Origin of the sequence: Methylomonas fluvii (assembly GCF_014850975.1) — a bacterium.
GTDB classification, from domain to species: Bacteria; Pseudomonadota; Gammaproteobacteria; order Methylococcales; family Methylomonadaceae; genus Methylomonas; species Methylomonas fluvii.
This window is the reverse complement of record NZ_JACXST010000001.1, coordinates 1,123,046-1,148,277: the sequence shown is the minus strand read 5'-3', so window position 1 is coordinate 1,148,277 and position 25,232 is coordinate 1,123,046. Positions and strand designations below refer to the sequence as shown.

At 49.8% G+C, this 25,232-nt stretch carries 25 protein-coding genes; 16 read left to right on the top strand and 9 right to left on the bottom strand.

Going from position 1 to position 25,232, the window contains the following annotated elements:
• Nucleotides 1-216: 216 nt before the first annotated feature.
• The 3 genes from EBB_RS05445 (at nt 217) to EBB_RS05435 (ending at nt 3,798) form a co-directional block, all read left to right on the top strand.
• The gene (locus EBB_RS05445; RefSeq protein WP_192392791.1) at nt 217-822 is read left to right on the top strand and encodes a thiol:disulfide interchange protein DsbA/DsbL; all 606 of its coding nucleotides are present in this window, start codon (nt 217-219) and stop codon (nt 820-822) included.
• A 125-nt stretch (nt 823-947) separates the two neighbouring features.
• The gene (locus EBB_RS05440) at nt 948-2,474 is read left to right on the top strand and encodes a GGDEF domain-containing protein (RefSeq protein WP_192392790.1); all 1,527 of its coding nucleotides are present in this window, start codon (nt 948-950) and stop codon (nt 2,472-2,474) included.
• A gap of 130 nt (nt 2,475-2,604) precedes the next feature.
• Nucleotides 2,605-3,798 (top strand): GGDEF domain-containing protein, encoded by a 1,194-nt coding sequence (locus EBB_RS05435; RefSeq protein WP_225587249.1) that lies wholly within the window; start codon nt 2,605-2,607, stop codon nt 3,796-3,798.
• Between the two features lie 127 nt (nt 3,799-3,925).
• Here EBB_RS05435 and EBB_RS05430 read toward each other — a convergent pair whose 3' ends face one another.
• Both EBB_RS05430 and EBB_RS05425 read right to left on the bottom strand, forming a co-directional pair.
• The gene (locus EBB_RS05430) at nt 3,926-4,612 is read right to left on the bottom strand and encodes a hypothetical protein (RefSeq protein WP_192392788.1); all 687 of its coding nucleotides are present in this window, start codon (nt 4,610-4,612) and stop codon (nt 3,926-3,928) included.
• Nucleotides 4,613-4,849: 237 nt separating this feature from the next.
• On the bottom strand, nt 4,850-6,550 hold the full coding sequence (locus EBB_RS05425; protein ID WP_192392787.1) for a glycoside hydrolase family 17 protein: 1,701 nt from the start codon (nt 6,548-6,550) through the stop codon (nt 4,850-4,852).
• Nucleotides 6,551-6,805: 255 nt separating this feature from the next.
• On the opposite strand from EBB_RS05425, the gene EBB_RS05420 reads away from it, so the two are divergent.
• Entirely contained in the window at nt 6,806-8,536 is a 1,731-nt protein-coding gene (locus EBB_RS05420; RefSeq protein ID WP_192392786.1) for a multicopper oxidase domain-containing protein, read from the top strand.
• Between the two features lie 463 nt (nt 8,537-8,999).
• Entirely contained in the window at nt 9,000-11,636 is a 2,637-nt protein-coding gene (locus tag EBB_RS05415; RefSeq protein WP_192392785.1) for a UPF0182 family protein, read from the top strand.
• Nucleotides 11,637-11,673: 37 nt separating this feature from the next.
• Here the strand turns inward: EBB_RS05415 and EBB_RS05410 are convergent, their stop codons facing one another.
• Nucleotides 11,674-12,111, bottom strand: a complete 438-nt coding sequence (locus EBB_RS05410) for an Rsd/AlgQ family anti-sigma factor (RefSeq protein ID WP_192393550.1) — start codon at nt 12,109-12,111, stop codon at nt 11,674-11,676.
• A 109-nt stretch (nt 12,112-12,220) separates the two neighbouring features.
• Between EBB_RS05410 and EBB_RS05405 the strand changes: the two genes are divergently transcribed.
• Nucleotides 12,221-13,042: a 5'-methylthioadenosine/S-adenosylhomocysteine nucleosidase family protein gene (locus tag EBB_RS05405; RefSeq protein WP_192392784.1), complete on the top strand. Its 822-nt coding sequence runs from the start codon at nt 12,221-12,223 to the stop codon at nt 13,040-13,042.
• A 75-nt stretch (nt 13,043-13,117) separates the two neighbouring features.
• Here the strand turns inward: EBB_RS05405 and EBB_RS05400 are convergent, their stop codons facing one another.
• From EBB_RS05400 to EBB_RS05385, 4 genes are all read right to left on the bottom strand, one after another.
• Nucleotides 13,118-13,504 carry a hypothetical protein gene (locus EBB_RS05400; protein WP_192392783.1) on the bottom strand — a complete coding sequence of 129 codons (387 nt, stop codon included), beginning with the start codon at nt 13,502-13,504 and terminating at the stop codon, nt 13,118-13,120.
• Nucleotides 13,505-13,668: 164 nt separating this feature from the next.
• Complete coding sequence (locus EBB_RS05395) at nt 13,669-14,502, bottom strand: SDR family oxidoreductase (RefSeq protein WP_192392782.1); 834 nt, start codon at nt 14,500-14,502, stop codon at nt 13,669-13,671.
• Complete coding sequence (locus tag EBB_RS05390) at nt 14,499-15,089, bottom strand: DUF4124 domain-containing protein (protein ID WP_192392781.1); 591 nt, start codon at nt 15,087-15,089, stop codon at nt 14,499-14,501. The genes EBB_RS05395 and EBB_RS05390 overlap by 4 nt, the downstream gene beginning before the upstream one ends.
• A gap of 126 nt (nt 15,090-15,215) precedes the next feature.
• Entirely contained in the window at nt 15,216-15,431 is a 216-nt protein-coding gene (locus EBB_RS05385) for a hypothetical protein (protein ID WP_192392780.1), read from the bottom strand.
• Nucleotides 15,432-15,614: 183 nt separating this feature from the next.
• On the opposite strand from EBB_RS05385, the gene EBB_RS05380 reads away from it, so the two are divergent.
• Nucleotides 15,615-16,448, top strand: a complete 834-nt coding sequence (locus tag EBB_RS05380) for a thymidylate synthase (RefSeq protein WP_192392779.1) — start codon at nt 15,615-15,617, stop codon at nt 16,446-16,448.
• A gap of 75 nt (nt 16,449-16,523) precedes the next feature.
• Here EBB_RS05380 and smbP read toward each other — a convergent pair whose 3' ends face one another.
• Entirely contained in the window at nt 16,524-16,859 is a 336-nt protein-coding gene (gene smbP / locus EBB_RS05375) for a small metal-binding protein SmbP (RefSeq protein ID WP_192392778.1), read from the bottom strand.
• Nucleotides 16,860-17,071: 212 nt separating this feature from the next.
• Between smbP and nth the strand changes: the two genes are divergently transcribed.
• The 5 genes from nth (at nt 17,072) to EBB_RS05350 (ending at nt 20,602) form a co-directional block, all read left to right on the top strand.
• Nucleotides 17,072-17,707, top strand: a complete 636-nt coding sequence (gene nth, locus EBB_RS05370) for an endonuclease III (protein WP_192393549.1) — start codon at nt 17,072-17,074, stop codon at nt 17,705-17,707.
• A 107-nt stretch (nt 17,708-17,814) separates the two neighbouring features.
• The gene (locus EBB_RS05365; RefSeq protein ID WP_192392777.1) at nt 17,815-18,378 is read left to right on the top strand and encodes a hypothetical protein; all 564 of its coding nucleotides are present in this window, start codon (nt 17,815-17,817) and stop codon (nt 18,376-18,378) included.
• 29 nt (nt 18,379-18,407) lie between these two features.
• Nucleotides 18,408-18,989 carry a DedA family protein gene (locus tag EBB_RS05360; protein WP_192392776.1) on the top strand — a complete coding sequence of 194 codons (582 nt, stop codon included), beginning with the start codon at nt 18,408-18,410 and terminating at the stop codon, nt 18,987-18,989.
• A 3-nt stretch (nt 18,990-18,992) separates the two neighbouring features.
• On the top strand, nt 18,993-19,844 hold the full coding sequence (locus EBB_RS05355; RefSeq protein WP_192392775.1) for an HvfB family MNIO-type RiPP peptide maturase: 852 nt from the start codon (nt 18,993-18,995) through the stop codon (nt 19,842-19,844).
• Complete coding sequence (locus tag EBB_RS05350) at nt 19,844-20,602, top strand: HvfC family RiPP maturation protein (protein ID WP_192392774.1); 759 nt, start codon at nt 19,844-19,846, stop codon at nt 20,600-20,602. The genes EBB_RS05355 and EBB_RS05350 overlap by 1 nt, the downstream gene beginning before the upstream one ends.
• Here EBB_RS05350 and EBB_RS05345 read toward each other — a convergent pair.
• Entirely contained in the window at nt 20,580-20,915 is a 336-nt protein-coding gene (locus EBB_RS05345) for an ASCH domain-containing protein (protein WP_033158484.1), read from the bottom strand. The genes EBB_RS05350 and EBB_RS05345 overlap by 23 nt on opposite strands.
• A gap of 265 nt (nt 20,916-21,180) precedes the next feature.
• Between EBB_RS05345 and EBB_RS26410 the strand changes: the two genes are divergently transcribed.
• From EBB_RS26410 to EBB_RS05325, 4 genes are all read left to right on the top strand, one after another.
• The gene (locus EBB_RS26410; RefSeq protein WP_306789986.1) at nt 21,181-22,263 is read left to right on the top strand and encodes a methyl-accepting chemotaxis protein; all 1,083 of its coding nucleotides are present in this window, start codon (nt 21,181-21,183) and stop codon (nt 22,261-22,263) included.
• Between the two features lie 12 nt (nt 22,264-22,275).
• Nucleotides 22,276-22,644, top strand: a complete 369-nt coding sequence (locus EBB_RS05335) for a response regulator (RefSeq protein ID WP_020484376.1) — start codon at nt 22,276-22,278, stop codon at nt 22,642-22,644.
• A gap of 80 nt (nt 22,645-22,724) precedes the next feature.
• Nucleotides 22,725-23,012: an STAS domain-containing protein gene (locus tag EBB_RS05330; protein WP_192392773.1), complete on the top strand. Its 288-nt coding sequence runs from the start codon at nt 22,725-22,727 to the stop codon at nt 23,010-23,012.
• A gap of 12 nt (nt 23,013-23,024) precedes the next feature.
• Nucleotides 23,025-25,199, top strand: a complete 2,175-nt coding sequence (locus tag EBB_RS05325) for a chemotaxis protein CheA (RefSeq protein WP_192392772.1) — start codon at nt 23,025-23,027, stop codon at nt 25,197-25,199.
• The last annotated feature ends 33 nt before the right edge of the window (nt 25,200-25,232 follow it).

Sequence of the window (25,232 nt, the reverse complement as noted above, 5' to 3'; positions counted from 1 at the left end):
ACGCGGAAGCCTTGGCTTCAATTTGGCAAGGTCAGCTTCGCAGCAGCTTGGATTAGATTACAGAATTGCGTTTGCTTGAATGTTACGGAGTGAGGGCTTGACGAGGCGCTGACCAGTCATTGGCTTGGTTAATGCGTTAGATTTTGTCAAAGCGTTTACGCATTTGCGTGTGAACATGTTTTTTTATCGGGATATACATTATTACGGAGAACGTTGATGTTAAAAATAATCGCATTGTTGGGACTGTTGGGATTTTCTGCGCTGGTAAATGCAGAAGGTGGTTACGAAGCCATCACGCCGGCGCAGCCGGTACAAAATCCGGACAAGATCGAAGTGATCGAGTTTTTTTGGTACGGCTGTCCGCATTGCTATAGCCTGGAACCGTCCATGGTGGAATGGCTGAAAACCAAGCCCGCCAATGTTGAGTTTATCCGTCAGCCGGCGGTATTCAGCGATCTGTGGGGCAAGCATGCCAAGGCTTATTTTACGGCCGAAGCTTTAGGCGTTTTGGATAAAGTCCACGCCGATCTGTTCGATGCGATTCAGAACAAGAAGCAAAAATTAGTCAGCGAAGACGAACTGGCTAAGTTTTTTGCCGATCATGGCGTTAAGGACGAGGATTTTCGCAGTGCTTTTAACTCGTTTTTGGTCGACGCCAAGCTGCGTCAAGCCGAGTCTACCGGTCCTCGCTACGGTATCAGTGGCGTACCTGCGTTGATTGTCAACGGTAAATACAAAGTCACCGCCCAGTCGGCAAAATCTCAGGCCAACATGTTGACCGTAGTCAATCAATTGATCACGCAAGAGAGTCAGAAAAAATAAACGGCCAACTAACGAATTGCCGCACAAGGACGTGAGGGGCGAATGCTGGTTGTAGGATATTCTTCACAAATTCAACGATAGTCTATAATCAAGCGACTAAGAATTTAAGAATTAGGGCACGTTTCATGGTTTTTTTTAAAAACAAGGATGAGGGTCCGGACAGGTGGAAGGAAAAATACCTCAAGCTGTTGGACGACCAGGAACAAACTGAAAAACAATACAAAGTCAACGAAGAGTTGCTATGCAAAACCATCGTCCGTTTTGCGCTGGCCGTTAAAGGCCTGAACCGGCAACTCGATCCTCACTTAAACCGTATTCGCAATTTATTAAAAAGCGGCCTGCAAAGCCAGCAATTGCAGAAAGAGCTATCGGCATTTTCTAATGCGCTGATAATGTTGGAAGAATCGCCTGAGCCTACCCTCATGGACGCTTCATTGCTGTTCGAGTTTCTTGGTAAGCAATATCCCCAACACTTGGATCAGCTCGATGAAATTCGCGCAAAATACGAAAACCGCCTCTTCAGTAACAATCAGGGCTTTTATCTGGCCCTGTTGGAGCTTATAGAAGATAACAAGCCGCTTGCCAACATCGACTTGGCCTTGGAACTGACCGGAGCGGATGCTAAAGCCATCAATATTCAACTGGTTCGTTTGTTGGACAATGCGGAAATTCCGTTGGTTTTTGCCGAAGACGCCGAAAAAATCAAAAACCGGCTGCATGCAGATCAAGCCTTAGGGCCTATTTTTGACGATACGGTTGCATTGCTGTTGGCGATAAAAAAACATTTGGAATCGGAACAGCAGGAGATGGCGGCATTTCTGTCGAAATTGACCGAGCAATTAACCGAATTAGGTGTAAAAGCGACCGGCGTTAACGCCGCCAACGAAATAAGGGTTAAAAAGCGCAATCTGCTGGATCAGGCCGTATCCGAGCAAATTATGGAGCTACGCGAAAAGTCGGAAAACGCAACGCAGCTTGAGCCGCTGAAGCAAATTGTCAGCAGTCGATTAACCACTATCACGCAACAGATTCAAGCACACAATCTCCAGGAACGGCAGGAACGCGATAAAGCCCAACGGGACATGCAGATCCTATCGCAAAGGTTGCGGGAAATGGAGTCCGAGTCCTCTGATTTGCGCTCGAAACTGGATCTTGCCCAACATCGAGCAACCCGCGATCCGTTGACTAATCTGCCGAATCGGTTGGCGTTCGAGGATCGATTGGCGGATGAGATGGCGCGTTGCCGGCGGCATAAATCGCCGATGACACTAATGGTTTGGGACGTAGATCTGTTTAAGACTATCAACGACACTTACGGCCATAAATGCGGGGATAAGGCCCTGATTGTTATTGCCGAATTATTATTCAAACACTGCCGGGAAACCGATTTCGTGGCGCGTTTCGGCGGCGAGGAGTTTGTGATGATATTGCCTGGCGCCGATGCCAAATCCGCCTTGGTGATCGCGGAAAAACTTCGGAAAACCTTGGAAAACAGTAGCTTCAATGCCAATGGCAACAAAGTGTCGATTACCTTATCCTGTGGAATTAGCCAATTTATCGATGGCGATACTAACGAATCGATTTTCAATAGAGCCGACACAGGCTTGTACCGCGCCAAACAAACCGGCCGTAACCGTTGTGTTGTCGTGTAAGCAAGTCTGACACATGGTAACGGTTACTCCCTATTCCGCACCACTCGATAACGAAAAGTTTTTATATAAGCTCGTTATTCAGCTGTTGATTTTTTGCCAAGGCAGCCACAAGTTGTTGGAGCCCCACCTTTTGGCAATAGGTGCAAAGTTGCGCAGCGGTGCGAATTCGCAGGAATTACTGTCTGAGTTGCAAGCGGTTTCCAAAACTTTGTTACACATTTCCAAGCAAGCCAAGCAGAATGTGAGCATCGGGGAAGACGATGCTACTGAATCACAACACAACTATTTGCTGGAGCGTTTGGATGAACTGCTTGGCGACACTGAGGTGCCTTTACGTTTTCAGCAGCAGACGTCGCTGTTAAAGCAACGGGTCAGAGCTAATCTAAGTGAGGATTCGTACAAGAAAGTGATCGACTCGGCGATTACCTTGCTGCTGAACATCAAGGATTACAGCGCCTCCGAACAGAAAGGTATCGATGTGTTTCTAGGCGATTTGAGCGAGAGGCTGGACGAGCTCGGCCAAGACGTGGAAACGGCTGGACAAGCTAATCGAGCATTGATTGATGATCGCGAGATCATGAATACCGAAATTCACAGGCACGTGGGCAATCTAAAGGACTCGACGCAGGCGGCTGAAGAACTCGACCTGTTAAAGAACCAGACCGCCGAGCATCTTGATCGCTTGCTGGAGCGTTTACTTGAGCATAAACAAATAGAAGATGAAAGACAGCGGGATGCGCAAGAAAAAATTGAGTCAATGACGCAAAAATTGCAGGAATTGGAAACCGAGACCGAGACCCTGCGCGTAAAACTTAAGATAGAGCACGACAAAGCCCTAAGCGATTCCTTGACCGGATTGCCGAATCGTCTGGCGTATAACAATCGTGCGGAAATGGAATTGAAGCGTTGGAAGCGTTATAAAGCGCCGCTAGCGCTGATCATTTGGGATATTGATTTTTTCAAGCAAATCAATGACACCTACGGCCACAAGTCCGGCGATAAAACCCTGGCCTTGGTTGCTCAGCTATTGCTGAACAACTGCCGGGAAACTGACTTCGTGGCCCGCTACGGCGGCGAGGAATTTGTCATGCTGATGCCCAACACTAGCGCGTTTCAGGCGCTGGAAATGGCGGAAAATACCCGCAAGATGATTAAGAGCTGTGGATTTAATTCTAACGGCGAAAATGTGAATCTAACCCTGAGTTGCGGTATCAGTGAGTTTATAGAGGGTGACATGCATGACGATGTGTTCGTGCGAGCCGATCAGGCCCTCTATCAGTCCAAACAAGGTGGACGCAATCGCTGTACGGTGTTCGAACGATAATTTTTAACGGTTCCCACCTTTTTGGCGGTTCTTTTAGATCGCTGGCTATCTAATACGAAAAGTTAGTTTTTTTAGCGCCACCCCTACAAAATCACTCCCCACAACTGAGCGATTTGTTCGCTTACTTTCAGCCAAACAGAAATGGGTAGCTGACCGATCTGAACGGTGTATTGGCTGTCAGGCAACGGTCGAATATGCCGATTGCCTCATCGCAGGAGATGATTTCCTGCTGACTGTCCAGGATATAGTGGGCTAAATTAAGGATACATTTCCAGTGGCGGCGATTGTCGATAAAGCGAAAAGCCTGAAGCAACAATTCCTGCATTTTCTCTTCCCGCTGACTTTTTGACGCGATGAAGTGATCCAGGTAACTGAGTGCCTTTTCCAGATCGCTATAGCCGCCGTAGTTATGTAAGGCATTAAAACTTATTAGATTGATATTAAAAACTTCGTCATCGCGAATAGAAACATATTTGGCTTCCGCCAAAGGCCCAACCAATAAGTTGACGACATCCGCTTCGTAAGCGCGTTGGCAGGCGTGCTGCTGATTATCGTCGGATAAGTCGTTAAAGCTTTCCACGACAGCAATCGGCAAGTTCTGGATTAAGTTGCCGTCTACGACTTTCGCAAAAAAATCGTCGTAAGCGTTAACAGGCCGTTTGACATGTATTTCAAAAAAAACCGGAGGTAATTGTTTTTGGCGATTGCCAAGATGGATAGCCGCGGCATGTCCGGCTTCATGAAAAGCTGTGCGCCAATTGAGTTCGTTAGGGTGCACGAAAGTTGACGTAGTTGAATAGTAGTTTCGTTCCATAGACAGCAACCTCATCCAGAAAAAAGATGCGGCCCAAGGGCCGCATTGAGGAAGGATATTAAAACTCTTTACCCTTTAGGAGAGGGAGCGCATACATAAGAGTTGCATACAGTTTAATGCTGGAAGCATGTTTTGAAAATGTGACAAATTGACGCGCGGCAAACTGTCACTCGATATAACAACGCCTTTCTGGGATGAAAAACGGGTATCACGACGTCATACCCGTTAACGTAAAACTTAAGCGTCCTGTTTACTGCGATGCTTAGTCCAGAACGGCAAGGACAGCGTAAGCAAACAAACCAGCCAGGCAAGCAACTGTTGGTTATATAAGGTATAGCTCAGCGCAAAGGGCAGGCCTTCCGAAAAGCCTGGGTGAGCTTGAATGAAATCCCGACCATCCATAAAGGCTTTGGCTTCCCCCAGTATCAGCGCTATAGCGCCAAAACTCAGTAAATACGCAAAGAACCGATCACGGCGGCTTTGCAAATTCCCGCCAATTAGGCTGTTAAACGCCAAAGTTCGGCCATTGAATTTATTCTCCTTTAGCCATAGACAAGCAATCAAACCGATTACCCCAAAAGCCGGAATGGCGAACTGCTCGATAGGAAAGCTCAAATAGCGTCCATTCATGGCCAGTCCGTAGGTTTTATAAAGCGCCAGCAATATAAAGACTAGATAACCGGCTCTCAAGCTACTGGCCAACTTAATGCTGCCTGGCTTATCACTCAAAATATCGCCACCACGTTCGAGCAGCAGCGCGCCGAGAACCGTATTCGCGATCACCAGCGCTACGGTATAAAGCCTTTGCCAAGTGCTGTAACTGGTGTACCAGAGAAAATCGGCCAATGTCACCAGGCAAACGCCGAAGACTTGTGCCAGGGTGAAAAACGCCAACATGCGGATCAGCGATACTTGTGCCAGCTTTTTGGAATACCTCACGATTGCCAACAGCCAGATCAGCGTGGCGACGGCAAAGCGGATCGGCCAATTCGGCGTTTCGTTGACCAGGCCGGTCAATGGAAATACCGGTTCGCGGTCCGCCGAGAACAAGCCCCAGTTGGCCCCAACCACGCCTTCCAGTTCACTTTTCCAGGGTTGGTTAAAAGCTTCAACGATGTTGTAATCAAAGCCGTGGCGATTGGCGACCTGGATCATGCCGCGAATGAATTTGGCTTCATTGACGACGCCGGGAATGGCCATGCCGCGCTGTCTGCCGGCACTGGGCCAGCCGGATTCACCTATCAATATAGGTTTACCGGGTGCAATGCCGCGAGCTTCGTCTTCCACCTGTTTGACAATTTTTTCCAAATGCTGCGAGGCATTTTCCACCGAAATGGGTTCATCCTCCCAATACGGCAGGATGTGAATGGTGATGAAGTCCACTTCGTTGATCAGTTTGGGGTACTTCATGTACATCGACCAGACGTCCGCATAAGACACGGGTTGCTTGACCGCTTTCTTCACCTCGCGGATGTAGCCGATCAGCCTGTCGACATCCATGTCGCCACGCAATAGCACTTCGTTGCCGACAATCACTCGCTTCACCACGTCGGGGTTTTCATTGGCCGATTTGATTAAGGCATTGACTTCATTGCTGTTGTCTTTGTACCCATAACCAAGCCAAGCGCCCTGGATCATTTTCAATCCGTGTTTGCGGGCTAACGCCGGAGTGGGTTGCTGCCCACCAAGACTGGAGTAAGTACGGATGCTTTCCGTTTTGTCGGCCAGCAGGCGCAAATCTTCGTCAATATGCTCCGGCAACGGGAATTTTTCTTCCAGCGGACTAAAGCCCTCCCGAAATGGCGCAAAGGACAGGCTCATCAACTTGCCGGAGGGTACGTCTGTGCCGGCGTCTTGCGGCTGGTTGCTCAGCCAGGCGAAACTGCCGTGAACTAAAAAAATAAAAATCAAACAAAGCAATACTCTGATACTGGGCATAATTTAGCTGAGTGGTCCGTTGCAAAAATGTCGCGGATTGACTGGCAATAATCGCTAGTCGTGGAATTATAAGGCATTAGCCGCTGAGTAGAATTAGATCGTTTGGCGGCTACGCAATACCGGTCGGGATTGTCAGAAGTTCATCAAATAATTACTGTACTTTACCCATGGGTTCTGGTTACAGTATCTGGCTTTTCTGATATTCGGGAGCCTTGATAAGGCTTCCGTCAATTCGTCTGTTTTATGAGGTTTTGTATGCATAAAAAGGTTATCCCCATTCTGTGTGGCGCCATCCTGCTTCCGGCGTCGCAATGGGCTATGGCAGCGGTAGACAAACTACCGGCGACCAGTAGCGTCAAAATGGGTGCGGCAGAGGAAGTTTGTTCCGAATTTACCGATGCCAAGTGGCGTGATGCGCAAGTGATCGACGGAGTCGAAATACAAGAATCACGGATGTGTAACCCCGATAATCCTGCTGAAATCGCTGCTTTTGTTAAAGGCACCAATAATATTTCAATGTCTACCTTAATGGAGACACAGCTCGCGGCTGATGCCATCACGCTCGGCGAAGATATGGACGGCGACGGCGACCCCGACCACTATATTATCAAGCTGGAAATTGCCGAACTGAACGGCCATTCTCCGGACATGAAAGACCCCACCACCACCTTTGATATTGCACCTGGCATCCAACCGACTTTCTGGGTCTACGCGCCCAAAACTCGCGATATGTCTACCTTGAGCTTGTACGAGCCGGTGGCCAACCCTTTGCTGCGCGCGCCATCACCGACTATTCGGGTGGAACAAGGCGATATTGTTTGGTTGGTGCTGGAAAACAGCCATTACTTTCCGCACTCAATCCACTTGCATGGTGTTGATCACCCTTACATGGATCATAGTGGTGAAGGCAACGATGGTGTCGGTCAAACCGGCCAGATGGATGTTTTGCCCGGCCAGAGCAAAACTTATGTGATCAAGCCGCGCCAACCCGGCACCATGTATTACCACTGCCACGTACAGCCACACACCCATATTCCAATGGGTTTGCAAGGTATGTTTGTGGTCGAGGAAAATCGCCCCAACAACTGGGTACAGGTTTTCAACGTCGGTAATGGACAGGTTCGCCATCCATCGGTAGCTGTCAAAGAAAAGTATGCGGCAGAGTTCGATCTGCACTATCAATCGGTTGATAAGGAATTGCATGAGATGGTGCGTTCCGCTAATGATCCGCGGATCATTGCCCGGCGGATGAATCAGGAATATGACATCACAGACGCCACGCCCGATTATTTCATGCTCAATGGTCGCTCGTTCCCTTACACGCTGCGGGAATCGCTGATCCTGATGGAAGAAAATAAAAAGGTGAAGCTGCGGATATTGAACGGCCACGAGGAAGCCTTTGCGATGCATATTCACGGCCACAAGCCCATGGTAACGCATTACGATGGTGTCGATAATGGTCCTAATTCTTATATCAAGCGCGACGTACATGGCATGGTGCCAGCCCAACGTATCGATTTGGAATTAAGCGGCGTTGACGATGGTTTGAACAGTTTTGGGCAAGGCGTTTGGATGTTTCACGACCACGTCGAGAAATCCTTCACTACTAACGGTATCGGCGAGGGCGGCGACATCAGTTTGGTGGTGTACAAAGGTTTTTCAGATGAGAAAGGCATCCCCAAAGTCCATGGCATGAGCCTGGCACCTTACTTCACCAGAGAATTCTGGCAAGGTAAATATCCCGCTTGGCAGGATTACGACGCCTGGAAAAGCTTAGGCTTGCCGGAAATTACTAACAAAAAGCAAGTGGCTTTTGTACCGCCACCGCCTCCCCCGCTGAATACGGGAGACGCCGCAGCGAAAGCAGAAGCAGCCGGAAATCAGCAGTCTTTTATCGGACAATTGCTGTATGGCTTGATATTGGGCGGCTTAAGTTATGTCGGCTTTGCCAATCGCCAGCGGATCATGGCGATGTTTAAAAAATAGCCTGTCACTGCTTGGCGTCACACCAGCGCCGCTGTCGAGCTAGAGTCTCGTCAGCGGCGTTTTACTATAGGCGGGCGTGAAACTGCCGCATTGTGTCTCGAGTTGTGACAGCGATGCAAAGCAAGCCTGTATTGCTATGATCAGAGCGAATTGTTCACCATCCTGCGCCATCTAAAATCCGGCAAAAATTTGCGCCCTACTGCCTTTGATGCCCGTTGGCGCGCGTCCCCCTTGCTTTCTTGACCGAGACAATCAGCTATTTAGTATCGGATTGAACTCGCCTCTTTTCCCCACGACAAACAACTCGGCAATCCAGCCAACAACCGGACAATATGCCGGACAATCACAATCCGGATTTGGGTGTTAGAATGCTCAGCCATTGATGTTAAGGGGACATTGTCGGCCATTGTTTGGCGCCGTGTTCCGCAAGTAGGCGCTCGGATATCTAAGTAAAGAGGAAATTATGCGTAACTGGAAACTGTTGCCGGCGATCACTTTAGCGACCCTCGCGACTGCTATTGTGCTATATATCGCGTTCTACTTCGTGTTTCTCGATTTTTTCGTGGATCTATGGTGGTTCCGTTCGCTGGAGTTCGAAGCCTACTTTTGGTTGAAATTACTCTACCGATTTATTTTCTCCGGTGCGGTTACTGCATTTTTCTTTGCTGTTTTTCTGTTTCACTTCTGGATTGCCTCTCGCTACCTGGGCCTGAACCCGCCCGATGAAATATTGATGGACGACTCCAAGCGTCGGCGTTTTCAACGCTTTGCCGATGTGTTCATGAGTGGTTCGGCTCGTATCTACACTCCCATTTCACTGCTACTCGCCGTAGTCATTGCCGTGCCGTTCTATTTGCAATGGGAACAGGCACTGCTGTTTTTCTTCGGTAGCGCATCGGGTATCGTCGATCCGGTATATGGCAACGACGTCAGCTTCTACATGTTTTCCTATCCGATTTACATGCTGATTCAGAAGGAGTTGCTAACCACGGCGGTTATTGTGCTCTTGGCGACCGGCGTGCTGTATTGGATGGAACATGTGTTTGTCCCCAATCAAAGCAAGGAATTTCCACTGGGTGCGAAGATCCATTTGACGGTGCTGTTTGCATTCGTGGTGTTGTTTGTGGTCTGGGGATTTTTACTGGAACGCTTCGCCTTGTTATATTCCGGGGGTAACGAACCGGTGTTTTTTGGCCCCGGTTTTGTCGAATTGCGTTACAAGTTGCCGATGATTTGGCTTGAGGTCTTGTTTTTTTTGGCCATTGCCATATCAGTAATTTTTTACGCACTGTCGGAGAGACATCGCAGTAAAACGCCGATTATCGTTGCCTCCTTGGGGTTTTTGGCCGTTTGGGGCCTACAAGGCTCTCATACCCTACCTGAGTTGATTGAAAAATTTATCGTCAAGCCTAATTTTACGCGCACCGAAGGTGATTCGATTCGGCATAACATTGATGCCACCATGGCGGCGTTCGATTTAAACAATATTAAAACCGTCGATTTTCAGGTCAATCTGGACGCCACCAAAGATATAGAAGCCTGGTCGACCAAAAAACATTTCGAAAATATTCCGGTTTGGGATCGCGAATTTCTTATCGACAGCTATATGCAGTTACAAGGCATTCGGCCATATTATGGCTTTCCGACTGTCGATGAAGACCGTTATTTTATTAACGGCCATCATCAACAGGTCAATCTGGCAGCCCGTGAAGTCAATATCGATAAATTACCCAAGGAGGCGCAAAACTGGGAAAACACCCATTTGCGCTACACCCATGGATACGGTGCGGTCATCTCTCCGGCGGCTCAGGATGCCGGCATTCCTATCGTTTGGTACTTGCGCGATTTAAACATGAGCTCCGATGTCGGATTTTCCGTGAAATATCCCGACATTTATTATGGCTTGGAGAAATATCGCTACGCGATCGTACCGAACAACTTGGCTGTGACCGATATTTCCGGCTCCGCGCCAGGCGAATCCGTGGATTATCAGGGTATCTCCGGCATACCGATCCCGTCGCTGTTCAGAAAGATGTTGTTCTCGTTTTACCTGAAAGACGAAAAAATCTTCTTCTCGCCAAACATATCCGCGCAAAGCAAGTTATTGCTGCGTCGTAATATCGACGAGCGAATTACCGCGCTGACGCCGTTTTTACACCTGGATAAAGATCCGTATTTGGTTGTTGACAAGGATCGCTTCTACTGGATACAGGACGCCTATACCTTATCCAATTATTACCCGGTCTCCAAACCGGCAGCCGACGACTATCTGGACGGCCAGCACAAGTTCAACTACATCCGCAACTCGGTGAAAATTGTAGTCGATGCCTATGACGGCAGCGTCGATTACTATATCTCCGACCCAAAAGATCCGATCATCAACGCTTATAACCGCGCGTATCCCGGCGTTTTCAAAAATTTACGGGAAATGCCCGACGAGCTAATGCAGCATCTGCGTTATCCGCGCGACTTGTACTATATGCAGATGAAAATTTACGCTAAATATCATCAAAACAGCCCGGAGTTGTTTTATGAGCAGGCGGAAACCTGGCAATTCGCCTCTGTGGATGGCCAGCCTGTATTGCCCTATTTCATTACGATGGACTTTGATCGTTGCAACGATTTGGAAGAGTTTGTGATGATTAATCCGATGACCCCAATACACAGAGATAATTTAAGTATGGTTGGCATTGCCGGTACAGTTGACGATAAAAGCTGCGACCACACTTACAAGCCGGGCATCACTATTTTCAAATTCCCGAAGGCTGTGCAGGTTAACGGACCGTCGCAGGTCAATGCGCTGATCGATCAGAACCCGGAAATTGCCTCGCAGTTTACCCTATGGAATCAACAAGGCTCGGAAGTTAAAAAAGGCCGAATGGTGATATTGACGATGGGCAACTCGATTTTATATGTGCAGCCTATTTATATGCTGGCGACCAAAACCAAGATACCTGAGCTGGCACGGGTAATTGTTTCGATAGGCAATCAGGTGGTGATGGACAAAACCCTGCAGGCGGCCTTCAGTCGATTGAAGGATTTGTTTATCAAGGGCGCAGCCGGGCCTGTTTCAGGCGTTTCGGCAGCCGAAAGCAAATAGGCTATTCGGAGACCTTTTCAGGGGCAATATCTGCGAATCAATGCAGCAGCATGGAGCACAGCCGGTCTTCCAGCTCCATGCGTTCTGCTAGCCGCTCGCCAAGCATGGATAAATCCTGAGCCAGATTTTCGGTATTAAATTTGCGCCGGCCATCGTCGTAAGTGTCGCTGAAAGTAACGGCCGACGCGGTAATGCTGGAGAATGCAGGATATATCTTTTCCGCGTGAGACAGCGCTGAAGTTTGATGCTGCTTTTCGGCTATTAGATGTTCGTAGATGCTAAAGTGGCCAAACGATATGTAATCTATCAGCAATTGTGAAAACTCAGACAGCATTGGCCTGATCGCGTTCTCGCTGGAGAATGGTTTCATTTCGGCAAGTTGGCAATACAAAGCCCAGACGGCGGAGCGTTCTTCCTGCAATGCTGTGACCAGATGCAAGTTATTTGAACTGGTGTTGTTAGCTACGAAATTCATTTCAGTCACGGCGCGTCTCCCTTTGAAAATTGACGAACCTTAAATTTATGTGAATTATCATGAACATTCAACAATTGATTAAAATATAAGGGAATTTTTCTTAAAAACTGTGATTGACTTTGCACCATCAACTTTTATCTTTGTCGCATTGCCCTGTGAGGCCAAACCGTTAATTCAGGCATGGCGGCTAAAAAAACTACCGCAAAAGCAGCCCTTTGCGACTTACAGAAACGCCGACATCATTTTGGTGATTAGTGGTGTGGGCAAAATAGCCATGGCTGGCGCGGTGGCTTATACGCTGGCGCAATTTCCCGAGGCTACCCAACCTATCCTGCTCAATTTCGGCATCGCCGGGCATCGCCAACAGGCGCTAGGCAGTTGCTTTTTGGCCGATAAAATCACCGACGCCGAAACCCAACGCCGTTTTTATCCGCAACTGGCTTTCGATGCCCCTTGCCCCACCCTGCCGCTAGTCACCTTATCCAGAGCCGATGCCGATTATAGCGACGAGAATCTGCGCGATATGGAGGCTGCGGCGTTTTACGAGATAGCCGTTAAATTCAGTTCCAGCGAATTGATTCAATGTTTAAAAGTGGTTTCGGATAACGCCGAATCGGCACTGGAGAAAATCAATGATGAGTCGGTGGTGACTTGGGTGCAGGCGCGTGTTGCTGACGTCGAAGATATGATCGCCGTGCTAACTACGCTCAGAGGATCGTTACCAACATCGGGAAGTGAGTTATACAAACAGCTGCTTGAACAGTTTCATTTCACGGCGACCAACGCCGCGAAATTGCACACACTGGTGAATCGTTGGCAAGCATTAAACCACGCGACCACACTCAATTTAGCTGGGACAAAAGTTGAAAATGCGAGGGCGTTATTAGCTTGGCTGGAAACCCAGCTAGAGAAGCATCAGTATTATTTGTAAATATTGCCGGAGATGGCGACGAACGGAGAGGAATAGAAAAATACGGGGTGTCCCGAAAGACACCCCGGGACAGCATTACAGCAGTTTTTTCAAAGCTTCAACGCCTTCTTTGCCGGCAGCTAAATGTTGTTTGGCTTCTTGCAAGTTAGCGGCTTTAGCTGAAGTAATGGCTGCTTTCAAATGGCCTCTAGCTTTATCGGCATATCTGGCAACTTTGTCGTTTGCGTTCAGTTCCTTGATAAAACCAGCCGCTTTTTGGATCAAATCGACAACGGCAGCATCTTCAGCACCATTGTTGATTGCTGTCTCGGCAGCTGTAATACGCGCTACAACTTCATTGATTACATCGGTAGGTTTGTAAGCAGTTCTGCCTGGATCGGATTCAGCAACAGCAGCAGTTGAAAAAGAACCCATGGCAGCAGCTAAAGAGAACGCGATAACAGCACTTTTTAAAATTTTCATGTATTGAACCTCACAGTTATTTTTATAAGAACATATAGCTGCTAACCCAACCGCTTTAACCACTACATGTTGGGCCGGGATGATAGCACAGTTCATTCTGTTTGCTAGTCTGTTTATAGCGGTTTTTATGGTTTTTTCGGTGGCGAAAAAATGCCGTTGCGGCCTTATTCGACGCTGACTAGCAGCTTGTCCAGCCATGCGCTGGGCAGCAGCCGTTTCAACCAGGCAAAAAAATGCGTGGGTGCCGTCACCCGGTAGCGAATTTTCGGCCGATTCGACTCCAATGCATGCGCCACTTTTTCAGCGACTGCATTAGCCGGTAAAGTGAAAGGTGCCGCCGGGCCAGGTTTTTGCAGCCGTGCTTCCATGGCTTTATAAGTTTCTTTGTGAAAACTACGCTCAGCATCGATATGTTTTTGATACAAAGCAAAGGCATTTTCCCGGAAACGGCTTGATATAGGCCCCGGTTCGATCAACACGATATGAATTCCGGTGCCGCGCAATTCCAGGCGCAAAGTATCCGCCAAACCTTCCAGGGCGAATTTACTGGCGTTATAAGCGCCGCGAAATTTCATCGCCACAAAACCCAGTACCGAGCTGTTATAGATCACCCTGCCGTGGCCTTGTTTGCGCATCAGTGGTAAGAGCAGGTTGGTCAATTCGTGGGTGCCAAATAGATTGGTTTCGAATTGGTGCCGCAGCACATCCCGGCTCAAATCTTCCACGGCACCAGGCTGGCCAAAGGCGCCGTTGTTAAACAGCGCATCGACCTTGCCGTCGGTCAGCGCGATTAGCTCGCTCACCGCTTGGCGAATGCTGGGTGAATCAGCCAAATCAAGTTGCAGGCATTCGAAGCCTTCACCGCGCAAGCGTTCTACGTCCTCGGGCTTGCGCGCTGAGCAAATCACCCGATGGCCGCGCCGTTTCAAAAACAGCGCAGTGTGATATCCAATGCCGGACGAGCAGCCGGTGATGAACAGCGTTTTGCCGGTAATCATGGTTGAACGAGATCCGCCTCGTTGAACAAAAAGGTTTTGCCGCTGCTGCAATTAATCAGAAAATTTAGCTGGTCCGGCTTACTTTTCCCGGTGAGCTCATCGGCTTCGATGCGTTGACATTCGCCGCTGGCTAAGGCTTTTTGTGCGGCCAGCCTCCGGAATTTTTCGACATCCGGCAGGCGCGTTTCGAAGGGTTTAACTTGCGAGGGTAGTTTTTCCGGGTCGTAAGGTGGGATGGCAAATGCGGAAAATTGCATGGGGTTTTGCTTGATCAGAGTCTGCGTTATTTCACTCTGAACTCGGGCATCTTGTTTATTTTTAGCGATGGCGTCGAGTTTGGCCTGTTGCTCGGCTTGTTCCTGCGCAGACTGCTGCTTTTTCAATTCGGCTTCTGCGGCTTGCTGTCTTTCCAGCGCATTCAGATCAACGCTGCTACCGGTTTTAGTATTCATCTGCACCGCTTTGTGTTCCACCGTGCAGGGTGAGGATTGGTAATTCGTGTGGCCGGTGGCATCAGTACACTTAAAAACCCCGGCCCAACTATCCGCGGACAGACACAGGGCAAAAACGAAGAACAGATTTTTCATTGGATTCCTGTTTAATAAACGCCGGAGCAAAACTATTACTCAGCTCGCGATCAGTGTAAATAAATTTTTTCTATTGCCCGGCGCCAGCCTTGTATCGCGCAAAAAACCGGTGGTTTTTGCCGGCTACTAATTTCCGGAACTGAGCTCGCCGGCGAAGTGTATCAGTCTTTTCAGCAATATCCAGCCGCTTAAAACACAGATGCCGCCATGTTCGCCGCGAAAGTGCTTGAGCGGAATGCCAGCTGCTTTTTCTCTAAATCCTTGGGCGATAAAGCCACCCCTTATATCAACATGAGCACGCACGCGGCTAAAGTCATAGAGCGCCGAGAGTTTATCTGGCATGTACAACCCCTTGTAGCGGGCAGGGTGGTAGCCACGCCCCTCTAATTGTGACCGACCAGCCATTTTGCAGTACCGTCAAGGTTCTGGGCAGCCGCCATCACAGCTCTTGAAACACCTCCACGACAGTCGTATTCGTCAAGCCGGCAAGTTATACTGCCCGCCAATTTTCGACCTAAGAGCGCTATGCAACCCTATCTGGATCTTCTCGCCGACATCATGAATAACGGCATCGACAAAAGCGACCGCACCGGCACCGGCACTCGCTCGTTGTTTGGCCGGCAGATGCGGTACAACCTGGCGGACGGCTTTCCGTTGCTGACGACCAAGAAGCTACATTTCAAATCCATTGCTTATGAATTGTTGTGGTTTTTACGCGGCGATACCAATATCCAATATTTGAACGATCACGGTGTAACGATTTGGGATGAGTGGACCACGCCAGACGGCGAGTTGGGGCCGGTGTATGGCGCGCAATGGCGCAATTGGCTGGGGCCGGATGGCGAGAGCTACGATCAGATGCAAATTCTGCTGGACGGTTTAAAAAACAAACCGGATTCGCGCCGACACATCGTCAGTGGTTGGAATGTGGCATTTTTGCCGGATGAAACCGTTGGCCCGCGGGAGAATGCCGCGGCCGGGCGAATGGCGCTGCCGCCCTGCCATGTGTTGTATCAATTTTATGTCGCTAACGGCAAATTGTCCTGCATGATGACGCAGCGCAGTGCTGATTGCTTCTTAGGGGTGCCCTACAATCAAGCGAGTGTGGCCTTGTTGACGCATATGCTGGCACAACAATGCGACTTAGAGGTGGGTGAGCTGATCATGTCGTTTGGTGACGTGCATATCTATCGCAACCATTTTGAGCAAGTAGCATTGCAACTCAGCCGACAACCGTTGGCACCGCCGCAATTGCAATTCAAGCGCCGGCCCGAATCGCTATTTTCCTATGAATTTGCCGACTTCGAATTACTGAATTACCAGGCGCATCGACATATACCCGGGGCTGTATCCGTTTAGCTATACAGGTAGGGACGCTGAATTTTGCGTCTCTACCTGTTTGATCGCTAACGGATCTTGGTTGCGGTTAAAGATCTATTTGTTGCCGGCCTGGATATGACCGACGGCTTCTTCTGCCGCTTTGGTGGCTACGTCGGCATGGCCCATTTTGCCGTGCTCAATCGCGCTTTCCAAGGATTTTACTCCGGCATCAAGATGCGTTTTAGATTCGCCCTTGGCAACTTCGGCACCTTTCTTGGCATGGGTTAAGGCCGCTTCGGCATGTTCCACCAAAATCGGGCTATGGCCGGCTTTGCCGTGAGTGACCGCCTGGTTCGCGTGCTCCAGCGCAGCAGCAGCGTGTTCTTCGGCGAATACGCCGGCGCTAGCGAACAGTAATGTACTAATGGTAATGGCTGTAAATGTTTTCATAATTCCCCCGAATTGAATTGTTGTGGTTTTCCGCACCCGTTTCTGAGTGCCAGCTAGTGACTTGATGCGCGGGAATTTGGTTCCACATTAAATGCGACAATTTAGTTGGCTCGTTACTTGATCGCTTCAGCAGGCAAATAACGACGCCACCAATGTTTGCCTTGCAAGCCAGGAGAATCCTGGAAAGCTTGGCTTTGAATCCATTTTTGAGCATGAATAACGAAAAACGCCTATTGATATTCCAGCGCTTGGCCGAAGCCACGCCGAATCCGACCACCGAACTGAATTTCACCACACCGTTCGAATTATTGGTGGCTGTCGTGCTATCGGCACAAGCGACTGACAAGGGTGTCAACAAGGCGACTGCCAAATTGTTTCCGGTCGCGAACACCCCGCAGGCTATCCTCGACTTGGGTGAAGACGGTTTGAAGGAGCACATTAAAACCATCGGTTTATTCAACAGCAAGGCGGCAAATGTCATAAAACTTTGCAAAACTCTGCTGGAAAAGCATGGCGGCGAAGTGCCGCGCCAGCGGGAAGCGCTGGAAGCGCTGGCCGGGGTGGGCCGCAAAACGGCCAATGTGATTTTAAACACCGCATTCGGCGAGCCGACCATCGCCGTAGATACGCATATTTTTCGGGTTGCCAACCGCATCGGCCTGGCGCCGGGCAAAAATGTCCTGGAAGTGGAGCGGAAGCTGGATAAAACCGTGCCCAAGCAATACAAGAAAGATGCGCACCATCTATTGATTCTGCACGGCCGTTATATTTGCGTGGCCAGGAAGCCGCGTTGCGGCGCTTGCTGTATCGCCGATGTCTGTGAATTTAAGGCAAAGAATTTAGACTGAATATGCAATAATCAGAGTAGAGCCATAAAGATTACGCGTCAGTCGTAAGCCCCGGCAGCTGCATGCTGGAGCAACATAATTAAAAAATCACACGAGAGGATAAACGCATGAAAAAATTTAATAAATCTCCGCTGGCCGCTGCTATGGGCGGTGCGCTTTTGTCCGGTATGGCTGTCAACGTGCAGGCCGATGCCAACCCGTTCGCCGTTTCCGAGTTGTCCAGCGGCTATATGCAAGTTGCCGACAATCATTCCAACGGCAAAATTAGCCAAGGCGCTTGCGGTTCCAACGCGATGGACGGCAACGGCGTTAAAAAAGGCGAAGCTAAAAAAGCCGAAGCCAAGAAAACAGAAGGTTCATGCGGCGAAGGCATGTGTGGCGGCATGATGAGCGGCGGCAAAATGAAGAAAGGCATGGAGAGCGCTTGCGGCGCGATGATGAAGGGTAAAGAGGGCGCTTGCGGCATGGGCATGATGACCGGTGGCGGCATGATGAGCATGGGCGGCATGGATCACGGTGCCGACAAACCTAAAAAAGCCGAAGAAGGCAGTTGCGGCGCCATGATGGGTGGTGACAAAAAAGCCGGCGAACATAGCTGCGGCGCCATGATGAAAAACGAAGAAGGCAGTTGCGGAAGCAAAATGGGCGCCGACAAATCGGCCAGCCATTAATTCCGACTTATCGCCAATAGACCGACACTATGGATTTTAATGACTTACAGCAGCTGGTTATCGATTACGGCTATCTAGCCTTGTTTATCGGTACGTATCTGGAAGGCGAAACCATTCTGGTCATCGCCGGCTTTTTGGCGCATGGCGGCTATTTGCAGTTGGAATGGGTGATGCTGACGGCGTTTTTGGGTACCTTTGCCGGCGACCAGACTTTTTTCTATCTGGGCCGTTGGAAAGGTATCGCCTTTCTGGAAAAACGTCCGCTTTGGCACAGCAAAACCGACAAGGTCTTCGATTTGCTTCATAAGCACCAGATCCCGGTAATACTAGGGTTTCGCTTTCTCTACGGCGTACGTAACGTCACGCCGTTTGTGATCGGGGCCAGCAAGATTCATCCCTTGAAGTTTTTCTTGCTGAATTTTCTCGGCGCCGGCATTTGGGCGATAGCGGTCGGTTATCTGGGCTACACCTTCGGTCAATTTGCCGAGTCCATCATGGGCCAGGTTAAAAAATACGAGATGTATATCCTGGGTACATTGGTGGCGATTGGTTTAGCCTTGTTCTGGCGATCTACGCATAAACCGGAAACCCCAGAAACGCCGGAAGAATAAGTCATGGACAGTGTTCGCAATCTCGTTCACGGTGCCGGCTTAGGCTTGCGGCGTTCGTTTTTGAGCGAGATTGTCGAACAGCCGCCGAGCCATGTCGGCTTTTACGAAGTGGCGCCGGAAAACTGGATGACCATCGGTGGCAAGTTCGGCAAACAGTTTCGCGCCATGACCGAGCGTTTTGATTTTGTCTGTCATGGCTTGTCTTTGTCGATAGGCAGCAGCGATCCGCTCGACGAGCAATTCGTGCGCGATTTAAAAACATTTATGCGCGAACAGGGTATCAAGTTCTACAGCGAACATCTCAGCTATTGCAGCCACGGCGGGCATTTATACGACTTGATGCCGATGCCGTTCACCGAAGATGCTGTCAAGCATGTTGCTGGGCGCATCCGCAGAGTGCAAGACATTCTGGAGCAGCGTATGGCCATCGAAAACATTTCTTACTACGCCGCGCCGGGTCAGGAAATGGCCGAAATCGATTTTTTCAACGCGGTAGTCCGTGAAGCCGACTGCGATGTGCTGATCGACATCAACAATATCTACGTGAATAGCATCAATCACGGCTACGATGCCGAAACCTTTCTGCGAGCCATGCCTGCGGAACGCATCGCTTACGCGCACATCGCCGGTCATTATGTGGAAGCAGAGGATTTTCTGGTCGATACCCACGGCGCGCCGGTCATCGATCCGGTCTGGACTTTATTGGGTAAGGCTTACGAGCTGTTCGGCGTGTTCCCTACCCTGCTGGAGCGGGATTTCAACATTCCGTCCTTGCTTGAATTAAGCAAAGAAGTTGATACCATCCAAGCCATTCAGCAGCACTATGCGGCTGGCCGGCAAAAACAGGTGGCCTGATGGCTGCCGATTTTCAGGCTACCCAAGGCCAATTTGCCGCTTATATCCGCGATCCGCAAAATAACCCGCCGCCGGCAGATGTCGAGCCGCGGCGTATGGCGATGTATCGGGAGTTGTTTTTCAACAATATCGACAGTTTTATTGCCAGTAATTTTCCGGTTTTGCGGGCCATCCTGAATGATGCGCAATGGTTGGAAATCACCCAGGATTTCTTTACCCGGCACAGCTGCGAAACGCCCTATTTCTCGGAAATTGCCGAAGAATTTTTAGCCTATCTGCAAAATGAACGCCACAACCCGGACGATTATCCGTTTCTGCTGGAATTGGCGCATTACGAATGGGTGGAAATGGCTTTGTCTATCGCCAAGGGCACACCGATACTGGGCGACAGCGATTTTTTGGATGAGTTGTTGCCACGCAGCATGGCCTTATCGCCTTTGGCCTGGCCGCTACTTTACCGCTATCCCGTGCAGGCGATAGGCCCAGGCTTTTTACCGTTAGAGCCGCCGGAGCAAGCCACTTGTTTGATCGTTTACCGCGACAATTTCGACAGTGTGCATTTTCTTAAAACCACCGGTTTGACCATACGCTTGCTGCAAATTTTGCAGGATAGAGGACCGATGACAGGCGAGAGCTGTTTACAAACGGTTGCCACGGAATTCCCGCAACTCGATAGTCAAGCCTTAATGGTCAACGGCCCGCCGATGCTGCGGGAACTGGCCGAGAAAGGTATTCTTATTCCGGCTGTTGCCGCTTAAAACTGTGCACCCAGACAAGTCCATCCTCGTTCCACTCCATGCCGCTGTGCATTTTCAATATTAAATCCTTATACATCGCCAGATTCGGATAACCCTCCGCCCGGGCGTCAGCGTCACTCATGTCGCCTATTCTTTGGCGCTCCACGCTAGTTACTTCAAATACGACGTCTTCCAGTACAAAGGTTTCGCCAGGATACGCATACAAACCGTCCCGGCGTTGCTGGGTTTTGTCGCCGGCCAGCGTTGCCGCCACTAATTTGGGGTGTCGGACCAAGCGGTCGATGCTGCAAGATTTTTCGGGATATTCGGTCATGAAAGTGGATGTCCTTGTAATACGGGATAAAACAGCTTGGCACTTTAAAAGCCTTAAACACGCATTGCAAGCGACATCCGTTAGCAGGTTCGCAAATTAGACATTTGTTGTGGGACTAAGCCTACAGTTTATCGGCAGCTTCATAGATAAACCGACATTTCCTGCCTATACTTTTTTCCACATTGAATTTCAAGGCCACTGAACCGAAATGATCGGTGGTCAGAATGCTGCGAAATCATAAAAAAACCAGGGAGATTACGCCAAAATGTCTATATTCCAATTCGCGGTAATGATTTGCGTGGCATTGATGTCGGCAGGAATAGCCGCTTGGGTGACCAAAAAACGCTGTATTGCCGCCACGCAAAATACCTTGACGGACAAGCCCCCCACCCTATCGGTAGCCGAAGTAGAAAAATATATTTCCGGTCTGGATCGGTTTGCCGAGCAAGTCACGCCGGTATGGGCAGCACAAATCGATTCGACCCGGCAACAAATCGAGCAGGCGATTACGTTGTTGACTCAACGCTTTGCCGGGATTACCAGTAATCTGGATACGGCTTTGAGATCTTCCCATTCCACTCTCGGTGGCAATGGCGAAGAAGTATTCGTAAACAGCAACACCAATTTGCAAAAAGTGGTGAGCTCCATGGATGCGGCATTACAAGAAAACTTGGCGGTCCTGCAGAAAATTCGTTCCTTGGCGGGGTTTATAGATGAACTTAAGCAGATGGCCAAGGAAGTGGCGAGGATTGCCGAACAAACCAATCTGATTGCTTTGAATGCCGCTATCGAAGCGGCTCGAGCCGGCGAAGCCGGCCGCGGTTTTGCCGTGGTGGCGGATGAGGTTAGAAAGCTATCCAACTTGTCCGGCGAAACCGGCAAGCAGATCGGCTCCAAAGTGGAACAAGTTAGCTCCGCTATTCAAACCGCGTTGCTAGCGGTGGAAAAAAGTGCGCAAAACGAGGCCGAGGCGGTCTCCGCCTGTAACGGCAATATTCAATCGGTAATGGATAACCTGCATGACGTGTTCGCCAAATTGCAGGGCTATTCAAGCAACTTAAGCCATTCGGCGCTGGCCATAAAAGGTGAGATAGACGAATCCTTGGTGCATTTTCAATTTCAAGACCGGATCGGCCAAATTCTGGAACACGTCAAAGACAGCATTGCCGATTTCCCCAAACAGCTCAATCGCAGTCATGCCGGCGGTGTATTTTCGTTGCGGCCGATAGATGCGGATCACATTTTAAGCGGCTTGACCAGCACCTACACCATGGAATCCGAACACCACGCCCATGGTCATGGCAGTCGAGCCGTTGAAGCTCAATCACAAGACATTACTTTTTTCTAGGATATTAAGCATATGGCAAAAACAATATTGGTAGTAGACGATGCGGCGTCGGTCCGTCAGGTAGTCGGTATTGCGCTGAAAGGCGCCGGTTATGAGGTGATAGAAGCGTGCGACGGCAAGGATGGGCTAAGTAAGCTCAACGGCCAGAAAATTCACCTCATCATATCCGATGTCAATATGCCGAATATGGACGGCATTACCTTCGTGAAGGAACTTAAACAGTTACCGGCCTATAAATTTACCCCGGTCATTATGCTGACCACCGAATCCCAGGAAGGCAAAAAGCAGGAGGGCCAGGCTGCGGGTGCCAAAGCCTGGGTGGTCAAACCGTTTCAGCCGGCGCAAATGTTAGCGGCAGTTTCCAAGTTAATTTTGCCTTGATCGGAGTATGAATAGCGGCTGTTCATCCCGTTTCCGCCGATTCATATAAATACCTCAGCCTATGTCTACCGAGATCGTCCATGCCCAGCCTAACCATTAAAGACGAGTTAACCATCTATACCGCGGCGGATCAGAAATCCAATCTGCTGATGTTTCTAACGGCTGGGGACGATTTGGAGATCAATCTTGCCAACGTCACCGAAATCGATACTGCCGGCCTACAGTTATTAATTCTAATTAAACGTGAAGCCGCGCATTTGGGTAAAAGCTTGCGTTTCGTGATGCACAGCAAAGCCGTGTTGGATGTGTTGGAACTAGCGAATCTGACGGGTACTTTTGGCGATCAGGTTGTGCTGACCCAAAACTAAGGAGTATGCGAAATGAGTTTTGATGACCAAATGCGGGATGCTCTAAAGACTTTTGTGATTGAAAGTCTGGAGTTGTTGCAAGACATGGAAGACGGCTTACTCGGGCTGGAAGAAGATCAAGAACCATCCGAACGGATTAACGCTATCTTCCGAGCCGCACATACCATTAAGGGCTCGGCTGGATTGTTCGGTCTGGATCATATCGTTGCCTTCACCCACGTGGTGGAAAGCGTGCTTGATACCTTACGCGACGGAAAGTTGAGCGTTTCCCCGGAACTGGTCGCCATTCTGCTACCTTGCTGTGACCATATGATTGAGCTGATTCAAGCGGTGGCCGACGGTGAGGTAAACACTAAACCCGCGATGACCACCGCCGAGCGACAGTTGCTGGATGGCTTGGAGTCTTTTTTGAAGCCAGAGCCGAAGCAGGCGATGACTGCCGCGCAGACTACCGGTGAGCAGTTCGAAGCCAGCGGTGGCGGCGTAATCGACAGCGGCAATTGGCATTTGTTTATTCAATTCGGCGAAAACTGTCTGCGCGACGGTATGGATCCCTTGTCTTTCATCCGTTATTTGGCAACGCTGGGCGAGATTATGTCGCTGACTACTTTCAGTCACGCGATGCCGGACGCCGAAAGCATGGACCCCGAGAGCAGTTATCTGGGTTTTGAAATTGTTCTAAAAAGCGACGCAGACAAAGCTGCTATCGAAAGCGTGTTCGATTTTGTTCGCGAAGGCAGTTACATCCACATTTTGCCGCTAGAAGACAAAATCCCCTACTACGTCGAGCTGATCAATTCGCTGGGTGAAGACAATGCCCAACTCGGCGAGCTATTGCTGAAAAGCGGGGTCATTACCCAACGCGAACTACAAGAAGGCCTCAATGCGCAGCAAGCGCAGGTCCCGCAACCAAATACCCGCCTCGGCGAAATCTTGGTCGATCAACAAGTCGTGCAACAGCCGCTGGTGAATGCGGCGCTGGAAAAGCAGCAGCAGATTAAAGACAACAAGGCCCGAGAAAACCAAACCATACGCGTCGACGCCGAGCGCTTAGACAAACTAATCGATGTGATAGGCGAACTGGTTATTTCGGGGGCGGGCGTTAATCTGCGCGCCTTACAGACCAGTGATTCCGCGCTATTGGAAGCCACCAGCGAAATGATGCGCTTGGTCGAAGAAGTGCGCGACGGTGCCTTGCAACTGCGCATGGTGGCGATAGGCGCCACATTCAGCCGCTTCCAGAGAGTGGTGCGGGATGTCGGTAAAGAACTGGGCAAAGATATTTCCTTGGTCATTACCGGCGGCGATACCGAAGTGGACAAATCGGTTGTCGAAAAAATCGGCGATCCGCTGATGCACTTGGTCCGCAACGCCATGGACCACGGTATCGAGTCTGCCGAAGTCCGCGCCGCGCGCGGCAAGTCCAGTCGCGGCGAGCTCAGATTAAACGCTTACCATGAGTCGGGCAGCATCGCCATAGAAGTTAGCGATGATGGCGGTGGCCTTGACCGTGATCGAATTTTGGCAAAAGCCATCGAAAAAGGCTTGGTGCAACCCGACGCCAAGCTGAGTGACCAAGAAATTTACAGCTTGATTTTCGAGCCTGGTTTTTCAACCGCTAGCCAAATTTCCAATCTGTCCGGGCGCGGTGTCGGCATGGATGTGGTCAAGCGGAACGTTACCGATTTACGCGGCGATATCGAAGTTGAAAGCAGGCCGGGCCAAGGCTCCACCATCCGAATTCGTTTACCACTGACATTAGCCATAATCGATGGATTTTTGGTTGGGGTAGGTAAATCGTCATACGTGATTCCTCTTGACCGGGTTGTCGAGTGTCTGGAGTTGTCCGGCGATTTGAATGATAGGGATTACATGGATTTGCGCGGCGAAGTGCTGCCTTTTATTCGCTTGCGTGATCTGTTCAACATTAGCGGAGATCAACCGCGGAGACCGAATGTCGTCGTGGTGCATGCAGCGGGTGTCAAAACGGGGCTGGTCGTTGATCGCTTAATCGGCGAGTTTCAGACGGTTATCAAGCCGCTTGGCAAATTATTCGGCCATGTGGAGGGTCTGGGTGGTTCCACAATCTTGGGCAGTGGCGAAGTCGCGTTAATTTTGGATGTACCCGTATTGGTGAGCACCTTTGAGCACAAGCTTCAGGGCAATATGCACTTGGCACAGGCTTGAGCCAAATTGGAAAAAGCCAATTACACACTAAGG